Source organism: Promicromonospora xylanilytica (assembly GCF_054782895.1).
On record NZ_BAAGRP010000015.1, the window covers coordinates 60,422 to 76,052 of the forward strand.

The window sequence follows — 15,631 nt, forward strand, 5'->3', positions numbered from 1 at the left end:
AAGCGATGAGAGAGGGGCTCGCCGATGATCGCGGAGGCGGGATTCGAACGGCACGCGCAGTCGGCGCCGCGCCCGGTCTCACCCACCGAGGAGCGCAACCCGCGCACACGTGACATCGACGTGGTCTCCACGGCCGAGATGGTGCGCATGATCACCGACGAGGACGCCGCCGTCATCGCAGCGGTACGGGCGGCGCACCCGCGCATCGTCGAGGCGATCGACCTGGCCGTCGAGGGCATCCGTGCCGGCGGCCGGGTGCACTACGTGGGCTCGGGGACGTCGGGCCGCATGGGTCTGCTCGACGCCGCGGAGCTGCTGCCCACCTACGGTGTGGGCGAGGAGATGTTCGTGCCGCACCTGGCGGGCGGGCTGAACGCCTTCAAGAGGGCGGCGGAGGGCGCGGAGGACGACATCGAGGCGGGCGGGGCGCTCGTCGCCGACGTCGGCCCGGGCGACATCGTGTTCGGTATCGCGGCCAGCGGCGGCACCCCGTACGTCGGGGGAGCGCTCGACGTCGGCCGCGCGCGGGGCGCCCGGACCGTGCTGCTCGCATCCAACCCCTTCGCGGCCCTGGCGCCGAAGGCCGACGTGCCCATCCTGGTGAACACCGGTCCCGAGGCCATCACCGGGTCCACCCGCATGAAGGCGGGCACCGCCCAGAAGATGGTGCTCAACACGTTCTCGACGGCGGTCATGGTGCGGCTGGGCAAGACGTACTCGAACCTCATGGTCGAGGTGCTCGCCACCAACGCCAAGCTGCGCCAGCGTCTGGTGCGCCTGCTCACGCAGGCCACCGACCTGGAGCCGGACGTGTGCGAGAACGCGCTGGCGGCCACCGACGGCGACCTGCGAGCCGCCCTCGTGATGCTCGTCGCGGGCGTGGACCGGTCCGTCGCGACGCGCGCGCTGGCCGTCGAGCCGGGCCGGATCGGCGGCCCGTCGGTGCGGGACGCCCTGGCTGCCCTGGGCATCGAGCCGGCGTAGCGGTATCTGTTCGACGGTGCTCAGGTTGCGGTTCGGGTGCCGAGCCGCAGGTTGTGTGTGCGGGTGGGTTGGCCGGGGTGTCGAGCCGCAGGCTGTGTGTCCGGGTGGGTTGGCCGGGGTGTCGAGCCGCAGGCTGTGTGTCCGGGTGGGTTGGCCGGGGTGTCGAGCCGCAGGCTGTGTGTCCGGGTGGGTCGCCCGGGGTGTCGAGCCGCAGGCTGTGTGTCCGGGTGGGTCGCCCGGGGTGCCGAGCCGCAAGCTGAGTGTCCGGATGGGCGCCAACTGAAGGTTACGAGTCCATGCGGGGTCTGGTGCACGTGTTTCCTGCGGTTCGGCACCGCCGGTGTGTCGCAACGTGCGGTTCGGCGCGGCAGGGTGGATCACGGGACACAGAGGTTGCGGTTCGGCGCGGCAGGGTGGACCGCAGGACGCGCAGGTTGCGGTTCGGCGCCGTTGCCCGGCGGTAGCAGTGCCCTTCACCCCCGGGCCCGTGCCCCGGGGGTCGTGGCGTCAGACCGCGGCGGTGCTGAGCGCTGCTCGTGCCGCCGTCGTGCCGGTCGCCGTCGTCCCGCCCGCCGTCGTCCCGCCCGCCGTCGTCCCGGTCGTCGTCGCGCGGCTCGTCGCGGCCCGGCTCTTGGCGGCGCGGCCGGCGGCCCCGTACGCGTCGGCTCCGCCGACGTCTGCCGCCAGCTTCGCGACCAGCACGTCCCCGCCCTTGGTGAGCTGCTGTCCGCGCTCCTCGAACCCGAGCCGGCCGTGGAAGCGCATCGAGCCCGGGTTCGGCGGGTTCAGGTTGACCTCGCAGGTGACGACCTCGTGGCCGGCGGTGCGCGCGGCGTCGAACACGGCGTCGTAGAAGAGCTGACCGATGCCGCGGCCGCGTGCGCCCTCGCCGACCACGATGCGGTCGACGTACAGGTGGTCCAGCCCGCGCTCCTCGAACCACGCGTAGTTCTCGCCCGGCCAGTCCTCGCCGCTCTCGAGCGCGACGACGAAGCCGAGCGGGTCCGTGGGGCTGTCCGGGTCGACGGCGACCAGCGCGAGCGACGCGACGTCGAGCAGCTCCGCCATGTCGGCGGCCGGGGTGTCCGGGACCGCGGGGATCGCGGCGTTGTTCAGCGTCACCAGGCGTGAGATGTCGGCGTCAGTGGCGGGGCGCAGCAGGGTGGCCGTGGGCATGGCGCGATCACTCCAGGGGAGTCGGCAGGGGAGACCCGAGGACCCTAGCCGCCGGGTGGGTCCTACGTCTGTGACCTGGGTCAAAGAGTGGTGGCGGTCACGTGCGCGGGCCGAAGACCGCCGTACCCACCCGCACGATCGTCGCGCCCTCGGCGATCGCGAGCTCCAGGTCGCCCGTCATGCCCATGGAGAGCTCGGTCGCGGTCGACGTCCCCTGCGCCCCCGAGGCGAGCACGGCGTCCCGGATCTCGCGCAGCCGGGCGAACCCCGCGCGGACGGCCTGCTCGCCCGACGCGTCCAGGTGCGCGCCGATGGTCATGAACCCGGTCAGCCGCAGCCCGGGCAGCGCCGCCACGGCGGTGGCGAGGGCGCCCGCGTCGTCGGGCTCCACGCCGGACTTGCTCGCCTCGCCCGTGACGTTGACCTGGACCATCACCTCCAGCGCGCGGTCGCCCGTGCGCCCGTCGCGCACGCAGCGGTCCGAGATCGACCGGGCCAGCTCCAGCGAGTCGAGGGTCTCCAGGCCCGTGGCCGTGGCCAGGACCTGGTTGATCTTGTTGCGCTGCAGGTGACCGATCATGTGCACCGCCAGTGCACCCGAGGCGACTCGGTCGGCCACGGCGGGAGCCTTCGCGACGAGCTCCTGCACCCGGTTCTCGCCGATCAGGTCGACCCCCGCCGCCAGCGCCTCGAGCACGGCCTGCGGGGTCTGCGTCTTGGTCGCGACGAGGAGGCGCACCTCGCCCGGGTCACGTCCGGCGGCGCCGGCGGCCGCCGCGATACGGTCGCGGACGACGGCGAGCCGGCCGGCGACGGAGCCGGGGCCTGGCCCGGTCTCGGGGCGCTGGGGGCTTGCGGGCTGGGAAGGCACGGGCCGAGTCTATTTCGGCGGATGTCCCGGCAGGTCCATCCCCGGGTTCGCGCGGTTGCACGGCCGCCCGGCAGCGGTTCAGGGTGGGATCAGGGGGTTCCCGGTTCCGCGGACCCACCGCCCTACGGAAGGATGGCGCCCATGAAGACGCTGCTGAACATCATCTGGGTCATCTTCGCGGGGTTCGGGCTGTGGCTCGGGTACATGCTCGCGGGGATCATCTGCTGCCTGCTCATCGTCACCATCCCGTTCGGCATCGCCTCCTTCCGCATCGCGGGGTACGCCCTGTGGCCGTTCGGGCGCGAGGTCGTCGAGAGCCCGCGCTCCGGCGCGCTCGCCCTGGTCGGCAACGTGATCTGGGTGATCGTCGCGGGCTGGTGGCTCGCGCTCGGGCACATCGTCACCGCGATCCCGCTCGTGATCTCGATCATCGGTATCCCGATGGCCTGGGCCAACCTCAAGCTCATCCCGGTGTCGCTCATGCCGCTGGGCAAGCAGATCGTGCCCAGCGACGCCCTGCTGCCGACCTACCGCAAGACCGTCTCGGCCTGATCAGTCTCGGCCCGATCAGTCACGGGCGATCGGCGCCGTCGAGCCGCCCGTGAGCGTGAGCAGGTCGGCCGGCGCGAGGCCCACGTCGAGCCCGCGCCGGCCCCCGGAGACGTAGACGACGTCGTACGCCTCGGCGGACTCGTCCAGCACCGTGGCGTGCCTCGTCTTCTGGCCCAGCGGCGAGATGCCGCCCACCACGTACCCGGTCGCACGCTCGGCGGCCGCGGGCTCGGCCATCACCGCCCGCTTGCCGCCCGCGGCGCGGGCCAGGGCCTTGAGGTCGAGCTTGCGGTCCACGGGAACGATGCCGACGACGAGCTTCCCGTCCACCTCGGCGAGCAGCGTCTTGAACACCTGCGGGGCGTCGGCGCCGATCGCGACGGCCGCCTCCATACCGAAGCTGAGGTCGCTCGACGGATCGTGCTCGTAGGGGTGCAGGGTGTGCGGTACGCCCGCCTTCTCGAGGGCCACGACGGCCGGGGTCCCGTGGGGCGCTCTTCTCTCCGACTTCTTGGCCACGACGCGATTGTGCCGTCTCCGCCGCAATCCCGCAGAAACTGGTCGGGAACCACTCGGCTACGGTGGGGCCGTGCTCGCGCTGCTGATCCTCGCCATCCTCGTCGGCGGGTCGTTGCAGCGGGTGGCGGGCATGGGCTTCGGGCTGGTCGCGGGTCCCTTCATCGTGCTGCTCATCGGCCCGGTCGAGGGCGTGCTCTTCGTCAACCTCGCCGGCGCGATGATGGCCCTGCTGGTGCTCGGGCGGACCATTCGCGGCGTCGACTGGCACCGCTACCGCTGGCTGGTGGCGGCGTCGATCGTCGTCACGGTGCCAGCGGCCCTGCTCATCCGGGACGCGAGCGCCTCCGTGCTCGAGATCAGCATGGGCGGCGCGGTGGTGGGTGCGATGGTGCTCGCCCAGGTCACCTCGCGCCTGCGCGGGTCGAAGCGCCCCTTCGCCCCGGAGGCGCGCCTGCCCCTCCTGGTCACGGGCGCGGTGGCCGGCTTCGGCAGCGTCGCGGCCGGGATCAGCGGCCCGCCCATCGCTGTCTACGCTGTGCTCGACCGCTGGGAGCCGCGGGCGTTCGCGGCGACGGTCCAGCCGATCTTCCTGACCAACGCGGTGGCGGCGATCGTGGCCAAGCTGCTGGTCGCGGACGCCACGTTCCCCGACCTGGCCGGGTGGGAGTGGGCGACGGTCCTCGTCGCCCTGGTCGCGTCGGTCGGTCTCGGCGAGCTGCTCGCCGGGCGCGTCTCGGCGAGCGCCACGCGCAAGGTGCTCGTGGCGCTCGCCTACGTCGGCGGGTTCGCGACGCTCGGCCGCGGCCTGCTGGGTCTGGCCGGCTGACCGGCTGATCGTGCCGGGTCCGGGTCGGCGCCGGGTCAGCCCTGGTCGAGCGGTCCGAGGACCATCCGCGGCTCGCCCGACGGTGTGAGCCTGGCCGTCCCGAGGTTGCCGACGGTGCAGTTCCCGCTGCGCGGGTCCCCGCCGTTCCAGACCTGGCGCAGGCAGTTGCGCATCGCGAGCTGTCCCCAGTAGCTGGGGTGCAGCGACTCCTGGACGAAGTACGGCGAGTCGCCGATCGTGCTGACCGTGCGGATCTGGTTGACCCACTCGGTCCGGTCGACGGCGCCGGGCGACCGCCAGTCGGGCAGTCCCACCTCCTCGTACATTCCGACGCCCTCCTCGCACAGCCGCTTGCCGTCGAACGCGTGCGTCATGTCGAGGGTGCGCACGTTGGGCAGCCCGACGTCGGACGCGGCACCGAGCAGGGCGCCGTTGATGGTGGGCAGGGCCGTGGCGTTGGCCCAGTCGGCGTCCCGGTTCCAGAGGCCGCACCCGCCGGTGAACTGGCGCGTGTAGCCGGACTCCGAGTACCGGATGTCTGATCCGTCCGGCACGGGCGACGGGTAGGTCTGGACCACGAGTGTCCACTGGTCGGTGCTGTACCCGGCGTCGGCCATGGCGGTGGCGACGTTGCCGAGGGAGTCGGCCACCCGGGACCGGACGTCGGCGACGTTGGCGGCCGTGAAGTTGGCCGCGACCGACCTGTCGTCGTGGCAGTAGTTCTTCCACCAGGTCGGCGAGGTGAGGAAGTTGACCACGCAGGTCTGGACGACGTCCGCGAACTCGAAGTCGTTCCCGCCGATCGAGACCACGACCATGCGGACGTTCCTGGTGGCGGCGGCCTCCTGGAGCATGCGCGCCTGGCCCTGGCCCTCGGCGCCGTCGTAGAAGTCGATCCCCGGCTTGAAGTGCGTACCCGTCGAGGTGGCTGTGGTGGCTCCGCTGCAGGCGAGGTTGAGGCCGTTCACCCCACCGCCGATGTAGGCCTCGGCGGAGGACGCGCGGTGGCAGCGGGCGATCTGCTCGCCGGTGCCGTCGGCGTTCTCGTGGTAGGCGTGCTCGCCGAGCGCGTCGGCCCGCCGGTGGTCGGCGTTGGAAGCGCCCGCCCAGCGGCCGGCCTCCCCGGAGATGTACGAGTCACCGAGGGTCACGACCCATGGTGCTCCCTCGCCGGGGCCGTCGGTGGCCACGGGTGCGGCGTGGGCGGGCAGGGCTGTGCTGGCGAGGGCTGCGGGGACGACGAGCGAGAACAGGGCGGTGAGTGCGGCGGGGCGGAAGCGCATGGGGACACTCCTGTCATCGGGCAGGGCCGGCGGCGTTGCTGACTCTGACTCAAGTAACAGAAGTGTACGAAGTATCCACCAAATGGTAAAGATTGACCCAAAGACGATTTGTGGACTGTCGCGGGCAGGCCTGCCCGCGACCGGTCAGATCTGGCCCACGTGCAGCACGGTGAGGACGACCTCGCCCGCCTCGTCGCTCGCGGCCAGGTCGATCTGCGCGGTGACGGCCCAGTCGCGGTTGGCGTCGGCGTCGTCGAGGACCTGTCGCACCCACCAGGTGCCCGGCTCCACGCGGACCGCGTCGCCACCGGCGCTGCCGGGCAGCTCCGCGCCCGGCTCGAGGATCGTCAGCAGCGCCGCCGACCGTGCCTCCGGGCCGATGCCGACGGCGTCGTCGCCCTGCTCCTCGAACAGCGGGTCGAGCGCGTCGGCCCAGGCGTCGGCGTCCCAGCCGCCGCCCAGCGCGGCCAGTGCCCCGTAGGACTCGCGCGCCGCCAGCTCGACGCGACGGAACATGGCGTTGCGGACCAGCCGGCGGAACGCCCTCGGGTTGCCGGTGACCGGCCGCACGGGCGCCTCGGCGCCGGCGTCGGCCAGCTCGCCGTCGGTCACGAGGTCGGCGTCGTCGTCCACAGGGTTCGCCAAGCGCTCCCACTCGTCGAGCAACGACGAGTCGACGCCGCGCACGAGCTCACCCTGCCACTCGATGATCTCCTGCACCTCCTCGGTGCGGTGCTCCTCGGGGACCACCTGGCGCACCGCGCGGTAGGCGTCGGCGAGGTATCGCAGCACCACGCCCTCCGTGCGCTCCAGCCCGTACACGCTCACGATCTCGGTGAAGGTCATCGCCTTCTCGACCATGTCGCGCACCACCGACTTGGGAGAGAGTTCCGCGTCGGCCACCCACGGGTTGGTACGGCGGTAGGTCTGGAACGCCGGCTCCAGGAGGTCGGCCAGCGGCTTGGGCCACGTGACCTCCTCGAGCAGCTCCATGCGCTCCTCGTACTCGATGCCCTCGGCCTTCATCGCGGCGACGGCCTCCCCGCGGGCCCGGTTCTGCTGGCCCATGAGCACCTGGCGGGGGTCGTCGAGGGTCGCCTCGATGACGGAGACGACGTCGAGCGCGTGCGTGGCGCTCTCGACGTCGAGCAGGTCCATGGCCGCCAGGGCGAACGGGGACAGGGGCTGGTTGAGCGCGAAGTCGCGGGGGAGGTCCACCATGAGGCGCGCGGAGGGGCGGAGCCGGCCCGCGGCATCGGGCACCCGGACCTTCTCGACGACGCCGGCGAGCCGCAGCGAGCGGTAGATCCGGAACGCCTGCCGCACGTGCGCGGCCTGTTGCGTCTCCGTGTCGTGGTTGGCCGTCAGCAGGTGACGCATGGCGTCCACGGGATCGGTGGTTCCCGCCGAGGCGCGGGCCAGCACGTTGAGCACCATCGCGTGGTTCACGCGGAACTGGGAGACGAGCGGCTCGGGGTCGGCGTCACGCAGCCGCTCGAAGGTGGCCTCGGTCCAGTTCACGCTGCCCGACGGGGCCTTCTTGCGGACGATCTTCTTGAGCTTCTTCGGGTCGTCGCCCGCCTTGGCCAGGAGCTTGCGGTTCTCGATGACGTGCTCGGGTGCCATGACGAGCACCTCGCCCACGGTGTCGTACCCGGCGCGGCCCGCACGGCCCGCGATCTGGTGGAACTCGCGGGCGCTGAGGTGGCGCATGCGCTCGCCGTCGTACTTGACCAGGCTCGTCAGCAGCACCGTGCGGATCGGCACGTTGATGCCGACACCCAGGGTGTCCGTGCCGCACACGACCTTGAGCAGGCCCTTCTGCGTGAGGCGCTCCACGAGGCGGCGGTACTTCGGCAGCATGCCCGCGTGGTGCACGCCCACGCCGTGCCGCAGGAACTTGCTGAGGGTCTTGCCGAACCCCGTGCCGAACCGGAAGGCGCCCATCTCCGCGGTGATGGCCTCCTTCTCGGACTTGGTCGAGACGTTCATCGACAGCAGCGACTGGGCGCGGTCGACGGCGTCCTTCTGCGTGAAGTGGACCACGTAGACCGGTGCGCGGTGCGTCTGGACGAGCTCCTGGATGACGTCCGTGAGCGGCTCGACCACGTAGGAGAACGTGAGCGGGACGGGGCGCTCGGCCCCGGCGACCTCGGCCACCGGCCGGCCGGTGCGCTCCTCGATGTCCTCGCGCAGCCGGGTGGTGTCGCCGAGCGTCGCGCTCATGAGGATGAACTGCGTGTCCGTGAGCTCCAGCAGGGGGACCTGCCAGGCCCAGCCGCGCTGTGGGTCGCCGTAGTAGTGGAACTCGTCCATGACGACCTGCGCGATGACCTCGTCGTCGTCATCGTCCGCCTCGCCGTTGCCGCGGCGGAGGGCGACGTTCGCCAGGATCTCGGCCGTGCAGCAGATGATGGGCGCGTCCGGGTTCACGGCGGAGTCGCCGGTCATCATGCCGACGTTCTTCGAGCCGAACGCCGCGACCAGGTCGAAGAACTTCTCGCTGACCAGCGCCTTGAGCGGGGCCGTGTAGTAGGTGCGCCCGCCGCGCCCGGACCGGTGCGCCGCGAGCGCGGCGAACTGCGCGCCCATCGCCACCATCGACTTGCCCGACCCGGTGGGCGTCGCCAGCACGACGTGCGAACCCGTCATGACCTCCAGGAGGGCCTCCTCCTGGTGCGGGTAGAGCGCCCGCCCCCCGGCGGCGGCCCACTCGCTGAAGCTCTCGAACAGCACGTCCGGGTCCGGATCCTTGCCCGTCGGCGCCGGCAGGTACGGGATCAGGGTCCCGGCGGGCTTCGGGGTGCCCGACGCCGAGCCGGGGTCACCGCTGGCGGAGAGGGCTGTCGAGGTGGTCGAGGGTGTCGAGGAGGGCGCCGTCATGGTGCTGCCCATTGTTGCAGGCCCGGCGTGCGGGCCCGGGAGCTCAGGTGCTCAGGCCGTCGACGGCGCGGCTCCTGTCCTTGCGTGTCGAGCGCGTCCGGTTCTCGCCCGCCTGGACCGCGATCACACCGACGAGGATCAGGACGCCGCCGACGAGCTGGATCGCGCGGGGGAGCTGGCCGAGCAGCAGCCAGGCGAAGCCGATGGCGGCGACGACCTCGAACAGGCCCACGAACGAGGACAGGCGGGGGCCGAGGAGGCGGCCCGCCGCGATCCCGGTGACGTAGGCCAGGCCGGCGGTCACGATGCCGAGCCCGATCACGGGGAGCCACCACGGCACCTCCGTGCCCGCGTAGACCGGCGACGCGGTGCTGAACGTCATCGGCATGAGGCCGGTCGCGCCGAGCAGGGCCAGCGCGACGGAGGCGGTGGTCAGCCCGCCGGCGGCGAGGGCGAACGGCGGCAGGCCGGTGTCGACGTTCGCGTTGATGACGAAGTAGGTCGAGACGCCGAGCATGGCGAGCAGGGCCCAGGCGACGCCGACGGGGCTGACCGACGTGGCCCCCGGCACGCCGGAGACGAGGTCCAGCACGAGCACCAGCCCGACGGCGGCGAGCAGCGTGCCGGCGATCGTGGCTCGTGTGGGGCGCTGCCCGTGCCGCAGCCAGAACCAGAGCACAACGGCCGCCGGCGACGTGTACTCGATCAGCAGGGCCGGGCCGATCGGCATGTGCTGCACCGCGGAGAAGTACGCGAACTGGCAGCCCGCCACGGAGACCGCGCCGTAGACGGCGATGAGGCCGAGGTTGCGGCGCACGGGGCGCCAGTCGCCGCGCAGCGACACGATGCCGAGCGGCAGCACCACGACCGCCGCGAGCGCGACCCGCACCAGGACCATGGCGCCGGGGCTCCAGCCCGTGTCGAGCAGCCCGCTGGCGAACACGCCGGACAGGCTGAACGCCGCCGCGGAGGTGCCGGCGAGCACGAGGCCCGAGGTGAGGCGACGGGTGCCCGGCGCTCGGCCGCCACCGAACCTGCTGGGGCTGCCAGTGTGCTCGGTGTCAGGTGTCACGGCGCTCATGAGTCCTGACGTTAGGGGTGGCGAGGTAATGTGTCAACGTGGTTTTCACTCATGACACCGAGGTGGCGCTCCAGGCCGCCGTCGCACTGGTGAACGCGGGCGAGCCGCCGGTCACGATCTCGACGGTCGCGGATCTCGACTCCTTCTTCGTGGAGCAGGCGTACACCGGCCGCCACGACCGCACCCAGGCCGAGCTCCGTGAGGTGCTGGCCCTGCGGCCGCGGCTGCGCGAGCTGCTCACCGCGGGCCGCGACCCTGCCGCGCAGCTGGTGAACGAGATGCTGGCGACGGCGGGGGCGGTCCCTCAGCTCGTCCGGCACGCGCCGGAGGACTGGCACATCCACGCGGTGCCCACCGACGCGCCGTTCGCGACCCGCATCCTGGTGGAGACCGCGATGGCGATGATCGACGTGATCCGGGAGGACGAGATGTCGCGCCTCACCGTCTGCGCCGACAGCGACTGCGCGGGCATCGTCCTGGACCTCTCCCGCAACCGGTCACGGCGCTACTGCTCGACGACGTGCAGCAACCGCAACGCGCAGGCCGCGCACCGGGCCCGGCGCGCGGACCGGGCGGTGACGGCGTAGCGGGTCCGGCCCGTCTCGGCGGTCATCCCAGGTCCCACAGGAGGCGGTAGTAGGCGACCCGGTCCGGGTCCTCGTCGATCCCGTACGCCTCGTAGACCAGGTGGTCGTGGCCGGGCCCGTAGTTCCAGCCCAGGCTGTAGGTCGCGATGGCGAGGTCGGCCCAGCGGTCGGCGATGCCCAGGGCGCCGAGGTCCACGTGCGCGGCCCAGCCGCCGTCGTCGTCGAGCAGGGTGTTGGGCGCGCAGGCGTCGCCGTGGCAGACGACGAGCCGGTCGTGGTCGGGGGCGTCCAGGAGGCGTGCGAGCGCCTCGGCCGACCAGCCGTCGGCGGCGTGGCCACGAGCCGCCCGGGTCTCGGCGGCGGCGATCCGGTCGCTGATGCTCCAGGTCCACGGGCACTCGTCGACCGGCAGCGCGTCGTGGAACGCGCGCAGCCCGGCCCCGATCGCGCGGGCGGCGGTCTCGGGCCGCGCCAGCCAGCGGGGCGCGACGGCGGAGGTCGCCTCGATCGCGGCCGTCACCAGCCACTCGGCGTGCTCGTCGGCTCCGACCTCGAGCACGTGCGGGACCGGCGTGCGCGCGCCCGCCCATCGCAGCCGTGCTGCCTCGTCGGCGAGGTCGACGCCCTCGGCGGCCGCCCGCTCCGTGCGCGGCCCCCACTTCACGTAGATGGCGCCCTGCCCGGTGTCGTCCTGTCCCGCGCCGCCCGGGTCGATGCGGAAGGTGAGGCCCCCGAGCTCGTTGCTCCAGACCGGCGTGACGAGGCCGTCGCCGGCGATCTCCCGCACGACGTCGGGCACGGCGACACTGTCGGTCGGGATCGTCATGTGGTCAGGGTGCCAGAAGCGGCGTCCTCCGAACGATGTACGCGCGGGGTCCGATATCGCCCGTTCGGCGGACGACGGCGCGGGCCGGCCGCGACAGGGTCGTGGCATGCCTGCCACCACACCGCCGGGTGCTTCACCTGCCACGACGCCGTCACCCGCAGCGCCTGACCCCACGGCAGCACGGGCTGGCACGGGGACCCGTGCCGGCACGGGCCGCATCGTCGCGCTCGACGTGCTGCGCGGGGTGGCGATCCTCGGCACGCTCGCCAGCAACGTCTGGATCTTCACCACGCCCGGCGGGCCCGCCGAGTGGATCTCCGGGAACCTCACCAGTGTCGACCCGGTGCAGCGGGTGCTGCAGGCGCTGGTCAACGGCAAGTTCCTCGGGCTGCTCACGCTGCTGTTCGGGGTGGGTCTCGAGCTGCAGTACCGGTCCATGGTCCGGCGCGGCCTGCGCTGGCCGGGCCGGTACGCCCTGCGCGCCGGCATCCTGTTCGTCGAGGGGCTGGTGCACTACGTCCTCGTCTTCGAGTTCGACGTGCTCATGGGGTACGCGATCGCCTCCCTCCTGGCCGCCTACCTGATCGGACGGAGCGACCGGGTGGTCCGCGCCTGGGGCGGCGCGTTGGCCGGCGTCTACGTCGCGGGGATCCTCGCGGTCACCGCGCTGCTCGTGAGCTCCGGCGGCGCGCAGGGGACGGACGAGGCCGGCGGTGCGGCCTCCACGCCCGTCGTGTCGACGGCCGGCTGGCTCGACCAGGTGCTGCTGCGGATCACGCACATGGACGTGTTCCGGATCGAGCTGATCCTGATCGTGCCGTCGGCCACGGTCCTGTTCCTGGTGGGCTCCCGCCTGGTGCGCGCCGGCATGTTCTCGACGACCGAGGCCGGGGCGACGCTCCGCCGTCGGCTCGCGTGGTTCGGGCTGGGCGCCGGCCTGCCGCTCAACGCACTGACGTCCTGGGCGGGGGAGGACTGGTTCCTCGTGGACCGCTACCTGGTCCCGCCCCTGGTGGCCCTCGGCATCCTGGCGCTGGGCACGACGCTCGTCGAGCGCGCGCAGGCGCTCGCGCCGGGGCGCCGCCAGGGGCCGGCCGGCCTGCTGCGGCGCGGGGTCGAGGCCGTGGGGCGGACGGCGCTGTCGTGCTACGTGCTGCAGAACGTGCTGGCCTCGGCGCTCTGCTACGACTGGGGCCTGGGGCTGGCCGGCGGCGGCCCCTGGCAGGCGGTGGCCCTCTGGGCGGGCATCTCGCTGACCCTGATGCTCGTGGCGCCGCTCTGGCTGCGGCGGTGGCCGCGCGGACCCATCGAGCTGCTGATGCACCGCGTCTACGACGCGCGCCGCTGACGCAGGGCCTCCTCGGCGTCCCACAGGGCGCGGTAGTACGTGGTCCGCTCGTGGTCGTGCGCCACGCCGTAGGCGGCGAGCACCAGCGGCTCCAGGCCGGGGCCGTAGCGGCGGGTCACGCTGCGCGTGGTCACCGCGAGGTCGGACCAGCGGTCCGCCACCCCCAGGTCGCCGACGTCGACGTGGGCCGCGAACCGGCCCACCTCGTCGAGCAGCGTGTTCGGTACGGTCGCGTCACCGTGGCACACGACGGCGCGGTCGACCGACGGCGGTGCGCCAACGGCCACCGTCGTCGTGGTGCGGTCCGCCGTGCTCAGCGGAGCCCTCGGGGCGGCGCTGAGCGCAGCGACCCGCGTCCGTACCGTCCGGACGAACGGGCAGGTGTCGGTCGGGAGCGCGTCATGGAACCGGCGCAGGCCCACCCCGACGGCGATCGCGGACCGCGCGGCCTGGGTGCGCCACCGGGGCTCGACGGCCGACGTCGCCACCGCGCCACCGGCCTCGACCGCCGCGGTGAGCAGCCACGAGCCCTCCTGGTCGCGACCGGCGTCCAGCACCCGGGGGACCGGGACGAACGGTGCGGCCCAGACCAGGCGGTCGGCCTCGGCGAGCGGGTCGGGGCACGGGGCGCCGTCGGGGACCCACTTGAGGTACGAGCTGCGGCTCCGGCATCCCGACTCGAGCCGGACGGTGAGACCGCCGTACTCGTTGCGCCACACAGGGACCACCGTCGCACCCGACCGCAGCCGGTTCGCCAGGGCATGGACGACGGGCGGTACCTCGACGGGCGTCGGGCTGATGCCGACGAAGACGCTCGACACGTCACCATCGTCCCATAGAGCGGGTGAAAAAGTGCTCCTGATTCGTGGCGCTCGCGGACGCAGCTTCGTTGAGTGCGGGACATTCGCCCTGTTGGCGGCTCCTCAGGGGCGAACATCCCGCACTCAACGAGGCGCGAGGTGTGGGTGGTACGTCAGACGGCGGTCAGTGCGCCTCGCGCGCCCACGGTGGCCGCCTGCTCCGCCGGCGCGGACTGCGCCGCCGAGCCGCCCACCGTGACGTCGACGCACTGGTAGAAGGCGTTGATCGTGTCGGCGATGTTCCAGCGGGCCAGGATGGTGTGGTCACCCGCCGGCAGGCCGCTCAGCGTGTGCTCGACGGTCGCGCCGGGCTGGGCGCCGCCGTCGTCCACGGTCTTGAAGAGCTGGCCGTCCACGAAGTACTCCCAGGTGGACGTGCGGTGCTGCACGGTGAGCGTCCACCGGAACGTGGCCTCGCTGCCGATGCTGGTGCGCGGCCAGGCGAGCGAGTTGTCGTCGAGCACGCCGAAGCGGCTGCCGCCGGAGCACTGCATCGAACCCTTCGGGGCCTCGACGCTCTGCGGCTCGTACTGCAGGCCGCCGCAGTCGAAGCTGACGTTCCCGGTGGCACAGTGGTCGGCGCGGCTCGGCGGGTTGGTGACCCAGCCGTGGGCCTGAGCCTGCGGCAGGACCGCGCCCGGGGCGGCGACGAGGAAGCCCGCGGCGAGCGCGAAGGCCGCCAGGCCGGAGAACAGAACTCTGGTCTTCGAGGTGACTGAGCGTGCACGGTTCACGGTGATGCCTTCCGTCGAGCGGATAGGGGCGGGCCGGTGCGGCGAGCCGACCTGCGCTCGCCGCACCGGGTGAAATTTGCTGTGCACCGAACCTAGGAAATGTCAGCATTCCTGACAATGAGGGTGAATTCGTACGCGCTTCCTCGTACGTCACCGCGGGGTACGTCAGCGCGGGCCCGGGCGGCCTAACAGACGCCCTGGTCCACCCAGACGTCGCTCGACGACGGGACCTCGCCCCGCGTCCACCACTTGGCGTGGTAGGTGTGGTTCGCATACGTGACCAGATCGCCGCCCAGATAGGTGGCCATCGAGTCCCACGCGGCCGCCGTGCACTCCTCGGCGGGCGGGTCGGTCGGGTCCTCCGGCGAGCCCGTACCGCCCACGTTCACGTCCACGCACGCGTAGAACGCGTTACCGGTGTCGAACACGTTCCACCGGGCGAGGATCTTGTGGTTGCCGCTCGGCAGGCCCGTCAGTGTATGGGTGACGGTCGAGCCGGGCTGCGCCCCGCCGTCGTTCACGGTCTTGAAGAGCTGGCCGTCCACGAAGTACTCCCACGTGGACGTACGGTGCCGGGCCGTGAGCGTCCACTGGAAGGTGTGCGTGCTGCCGATCGTCGTACGAGGCCACGGCAGCGAGTCGTCGTCGAGGGTGGCGAAACGGCTCCCGCCCGAGCACAGCATCGAACCCTTGGGCGCCTCGACGCTGTGCGGCTCGTACTCGACGCCGTCACAGGTCCAGCTCACCGTGCGCTTGGCGCAGTGGTCCTGGCGGCTCGGTGGCGAGACGACCCAGCCGTGGGCCTCCGCCGTCGGGGTCATGGAGCGTGGTGCGGCGACCAGCGCCGTCAAGGTCAGGGCCAGGACGGCAAAGACGCCGAGCAAGGCTCTGGCAGCCGGAGTACGCAGTGCGGTGACTCTCATGGGGCTCACCTCAAGGTGTGAAATTGACCGGATGCGACCCCATCGACGCTAGAAAGCGCCGGGACCCGCGACAAGTAGGGCAACTACCTACTCAGGGCACACACCTCAGCGCACACATCTCAGGGCACACACCCGGAGCGGGCCGCAGCCGAACCAGGGGGAGGGCCAGGGGCCTCCC

15 protein-coding genes are annotated in these 15,631 nt (G+C 72.4%); 5 read left to right on the plus strand and 10 right to left on the minus strand.

The genetic code is table 11. The features are described from left to right. The first annotated feature begins 24 nt into the window (after positions 1-24). A complete protein-coding gene (murQ, locus tag ACYVK7_RS15120) occupies positions 25-984 on the plus strand; it encodes an N-acetylmuramic acid 6-phosphate etherase (RefSeq protein WP_460888548.1) in 960 nt (319 codons plus the stop codon). A 507-nt stretch (positions 985-1,491) separates the two neighbouring features. Here murQ and ACYVK7_RS15125 read toward each other — a convergent pair. After that, positions 1,492-2,160, minus strand: coding sequence for a GNAT family N-acetyltransferase (locus ACYVK7_RS15125; protein WP_460888549.1), 669 nt, complete (start codon positions 2,158-2,160; stop codon positions 1,492-1,494). 97 nt (positions 2,161-2,257) lie between these two features. After that, positions 2,258-3,031 (minus strand): YggS family pyridoxal phosphate-dependent enzyme, encoded by a 774-nt coding sequence (locus ACYVK7_RS15130; RefSeq protein WP_460888550.1) that lies wholly within the window; start codon positions 3,029-3,031, stop codon positions 2,258-2,260. 141 nt (positions 3,032-3,172) lie between these two features. Between ACYVK7_RS15130 and ACYVK7_RS15135 the strand changes: the two genes are divergently transcribed. Next, complete coding sequence (locus ACYVK7_RS15135; RefSeq protein WP_377180840.1) at positions 3,173-3,583, plus strand: YccF domain-containing protein; 411 nt, start codon at positions 3,173-3,175, stop codon at positions 3,581-3,583. A gap of 15 nt (positions 3,584-3,598) precedes the next feature. On the opposite strand, the gene ybaK is transcribed toward ACYVK7_RS15135, so the two are convergent. Then, complete coding sequence (ybaK, locus tag ACYVK7_RS15140; RefSeq protein WP_460888551.1) at positions 3,599-4,102, minus strand: Cys-tRNA(Pro) deacylase; 504 nt, start codon at positions 4,100-4,102, stop codon at positions 3,599-3,601. 70 nt (positions 4,103-4,172) lie between these two features. On the opposite strand from ybaK, the gene ACYVK7_RS15145 reads away from it, so the two are divergent. Next, positions 4,173-4,928, plus strand: coding sequence for a TSUP family transporter (locus ACYVK7_RS15145; protein WP_460888552.1), 756 nt, complete (start codon positions 4,173-4,175; stop codon positions 4,926-4,928). Between the two features lie 35 nt (positions 4,929-4,963). On the opposite strand, the gene ACYVK7_RS15150 is transcribed toward ACYVK7_RS15145, so the two are convergent. The 3 genes from ACYVK7_RS15150 to ACYVK7_RS15160 all read right to left on the minus strand — a co-directional run bounded on the left by ACYVK7_RS15150 (position 4,964) and on the right by ACYVK7_RS15160 (position 10,175). Beyond that, complete coding sequence (locus ACYVK7_RS15150) at positions 4,964-6,211, minus strand: SGNH/GDSL hydrolase family protein (RefSeq protein ID WP_460888553.1); 1,248 nt, start codon at positions 6,209-6,211, stop codon at positions 4,964-4,966. Positions 6,212-6,355: 144 nt separating this feature from the next. After that, positions 6,356-9,094, minus strand: a complete 2,739-nt coding sequence (locus ACYVK7_RS15155) for a DEAD/DEAH box helicase (protein WP_460888554.1) — start codon at positions 9,092-9,094, stop codon at positions 6,356-6,358. Between the two features lie 43 nt (positions 9,095-9,137). Then, on the minus strand, positions 9,138-10,175 hold the full coding sequence (locus ACYVK7_RS15160) for an EamA family transporter (protein WP_460888555.1): 1,038 nt from the start codon (positions 10,173-10,175) through the stop codon (positions 9,138-9,140). A 38-nt stretch (positions 10,176-10,213) separates the two neighbouring features. Here ACYVK7_RS15160 and ACYVK7_RS15165 point away from each other — a divergent pair, with 38 nt between their 5' ends. After that, the gene (locus ACYVK7_RS15165; RefSeq protein WP_460888556.1) at positions 10,214-10,762 is read left to right on the plus strand and encodes a CGNR zinc finger domain-containing protein; all 549 of its coding nucleotides are present in this window, start codon (positions 10,214-10,216) and stop codon (positions 10,760-10,762) included. 22 nt (positions 10,763-10,784) lie between these two features. Here ACYVK7_RS15165 and ACYVK7_RS15170 read toward each other — a convergent pair whose 3' ends face one another. Beyond that, complete coding sequence (locus ACYVK7_RS15170; RefSeq protein WP_460888557.1) at positions 10,785-11,588, minus strand: phosphotransferase; 804 nt, start codon at positions 11,586-11,588, stop codon at positions 10,785-10,787. A 106-nt stretch (positions 11,589-11,694) separates the two neighbouring features. Here ACYVK7_RS15170 and ACYVK7_RS15175 point away from each other — a divergent pair, with 106 nt between their 5' ends. Further along, complete coding sequence (locus tag ACYVK7_RS15175; protein ID WP_460888558.1) at positions 11,695-12,936, plus strand: DUF418 domain-containing protein; 1,242 nt, start codon at positions 11,695-11,697, stop codon at positions 12,934-12,936. Here ACYVK7_RS15175 and ACYVK7_RS15180 read toward each other — a convergent pair. The 3 genes from ACYVK7_RS15180 to ACYVK7_RS15190 all read right to left on the minus strand — a co-directional run bounded on the left by ACYVK7_RS15180 (position 12,918) and on the right by ACYVK7_RS15190 (position 15,453). Further along, the gene (locus ACYVK7_RS15180) at positions 12,918-13,757 is read right to left on the minus strand and encodes a phosphotransferase (RefSeq protein WP_460888559.1); all 840 of its coding nucleotides are present in this window, start codon (positions 13,755-13,757) and stop codon (positions 12,918-12,920) included. The two genes, ACYVK7_RS15175 and ACYVK7_RS15180, sit on opposite strands and share 19 nt — an antisense overlap. A 152-nt stretch (positions 13,758-13,909) precedes the next feature. Continuing rightward, entirely contained in the window at positions 13,910-14,530 is a 621-nt protein-coding gene (locus ACYVK7_RS15185) for a lytic polysaccharide monooxygenase auxiliary activity family 9 protein (RefSeq protein WP_460888560.1), read from the minus strand. 185 nt (positions 14,531-14,715) lie between these two features. After that, positions 14,716-15,453, minus strand: a complete 738-nt coding sequence (locus ACYVK7_RS15190) for a lytic polysaccharide monooxygenase (protein WP_460888561.1) — start codon at positions 15,451-15,453, stop codon at positions 14,716-14,718. Positions 15,454-15,631 lie beyond the last annotated feature (178 nt).

Excerpts from the sequence above, each read along its gene's own strand:
- ACYVK7_RS15125 (WP_460888549.1), bottom strand. The coding sequence starts at position 2,160 with ATGCCCACGGCCACCCTGCTGCGCCCCGCCACTGACGCCGACATCTCA.
- ACYVK7_RS15170 (WP_460888557.1), bottom strand. The coding sequence starts at position 11,588 with ATGACGATCCCGACCGACAGTGTCGCCGTGCCCGACGTCGTGCGGGAG.
- ACYVK7_RS15190 (WP_460888561.1), bottom strand. The coding sequence starts at position 15,453 with ATGAGAGTCACCGCACTGCGTACTCCGGCTGCCAGAGCCTTGCTCGGC.
- ACYVK7_RS15150 (WP_460888553.1), bottom strand. The coding sequence starts at position 6,211 with ATGCGCTTCCGCCCCGCCGCACTCACCGCCCTGTTCTCGCTCGTCGTC.
- ACYVK7_RS15155 (WP_460888554.1), bottom strand. The coding sequence starts at position 9,094 with ATGACGGCGCCCTCCTCGACACCCTCGACCACCTCGACAGCCCTCTCC.
- ACYVK7_RS15160 (WP_460888555.1), bottom strand. The coding sequence starts at position 10,175 with ATGAGCGCCGTGACACCTGACACCGAGCACACTGGCAGCCCCAGCAGG.
- ACYVK7_RS15135 (WP_377180840.1), top strand. The coding sequence starts at position 3,173 with ATGAAGACGCTGCTGAACATCATCTGGGTCATCTTCGCGGGGTTCGGG.
- murQ (WP_460888548.1), top strand. The coding sequence starts at position 25 with ATGATCGCGGAGGCGGGATTCGAACGGCACGCGCAGTCGGCGCCGCGC.
- ACYVK7_RS15175 (WP_460888558.1), top strand. The coding sequence starts at position 11,695 with ATGCCTGCCACCACACCGCCGGGTGCTTCACCTGCCACGACGCCGTCA.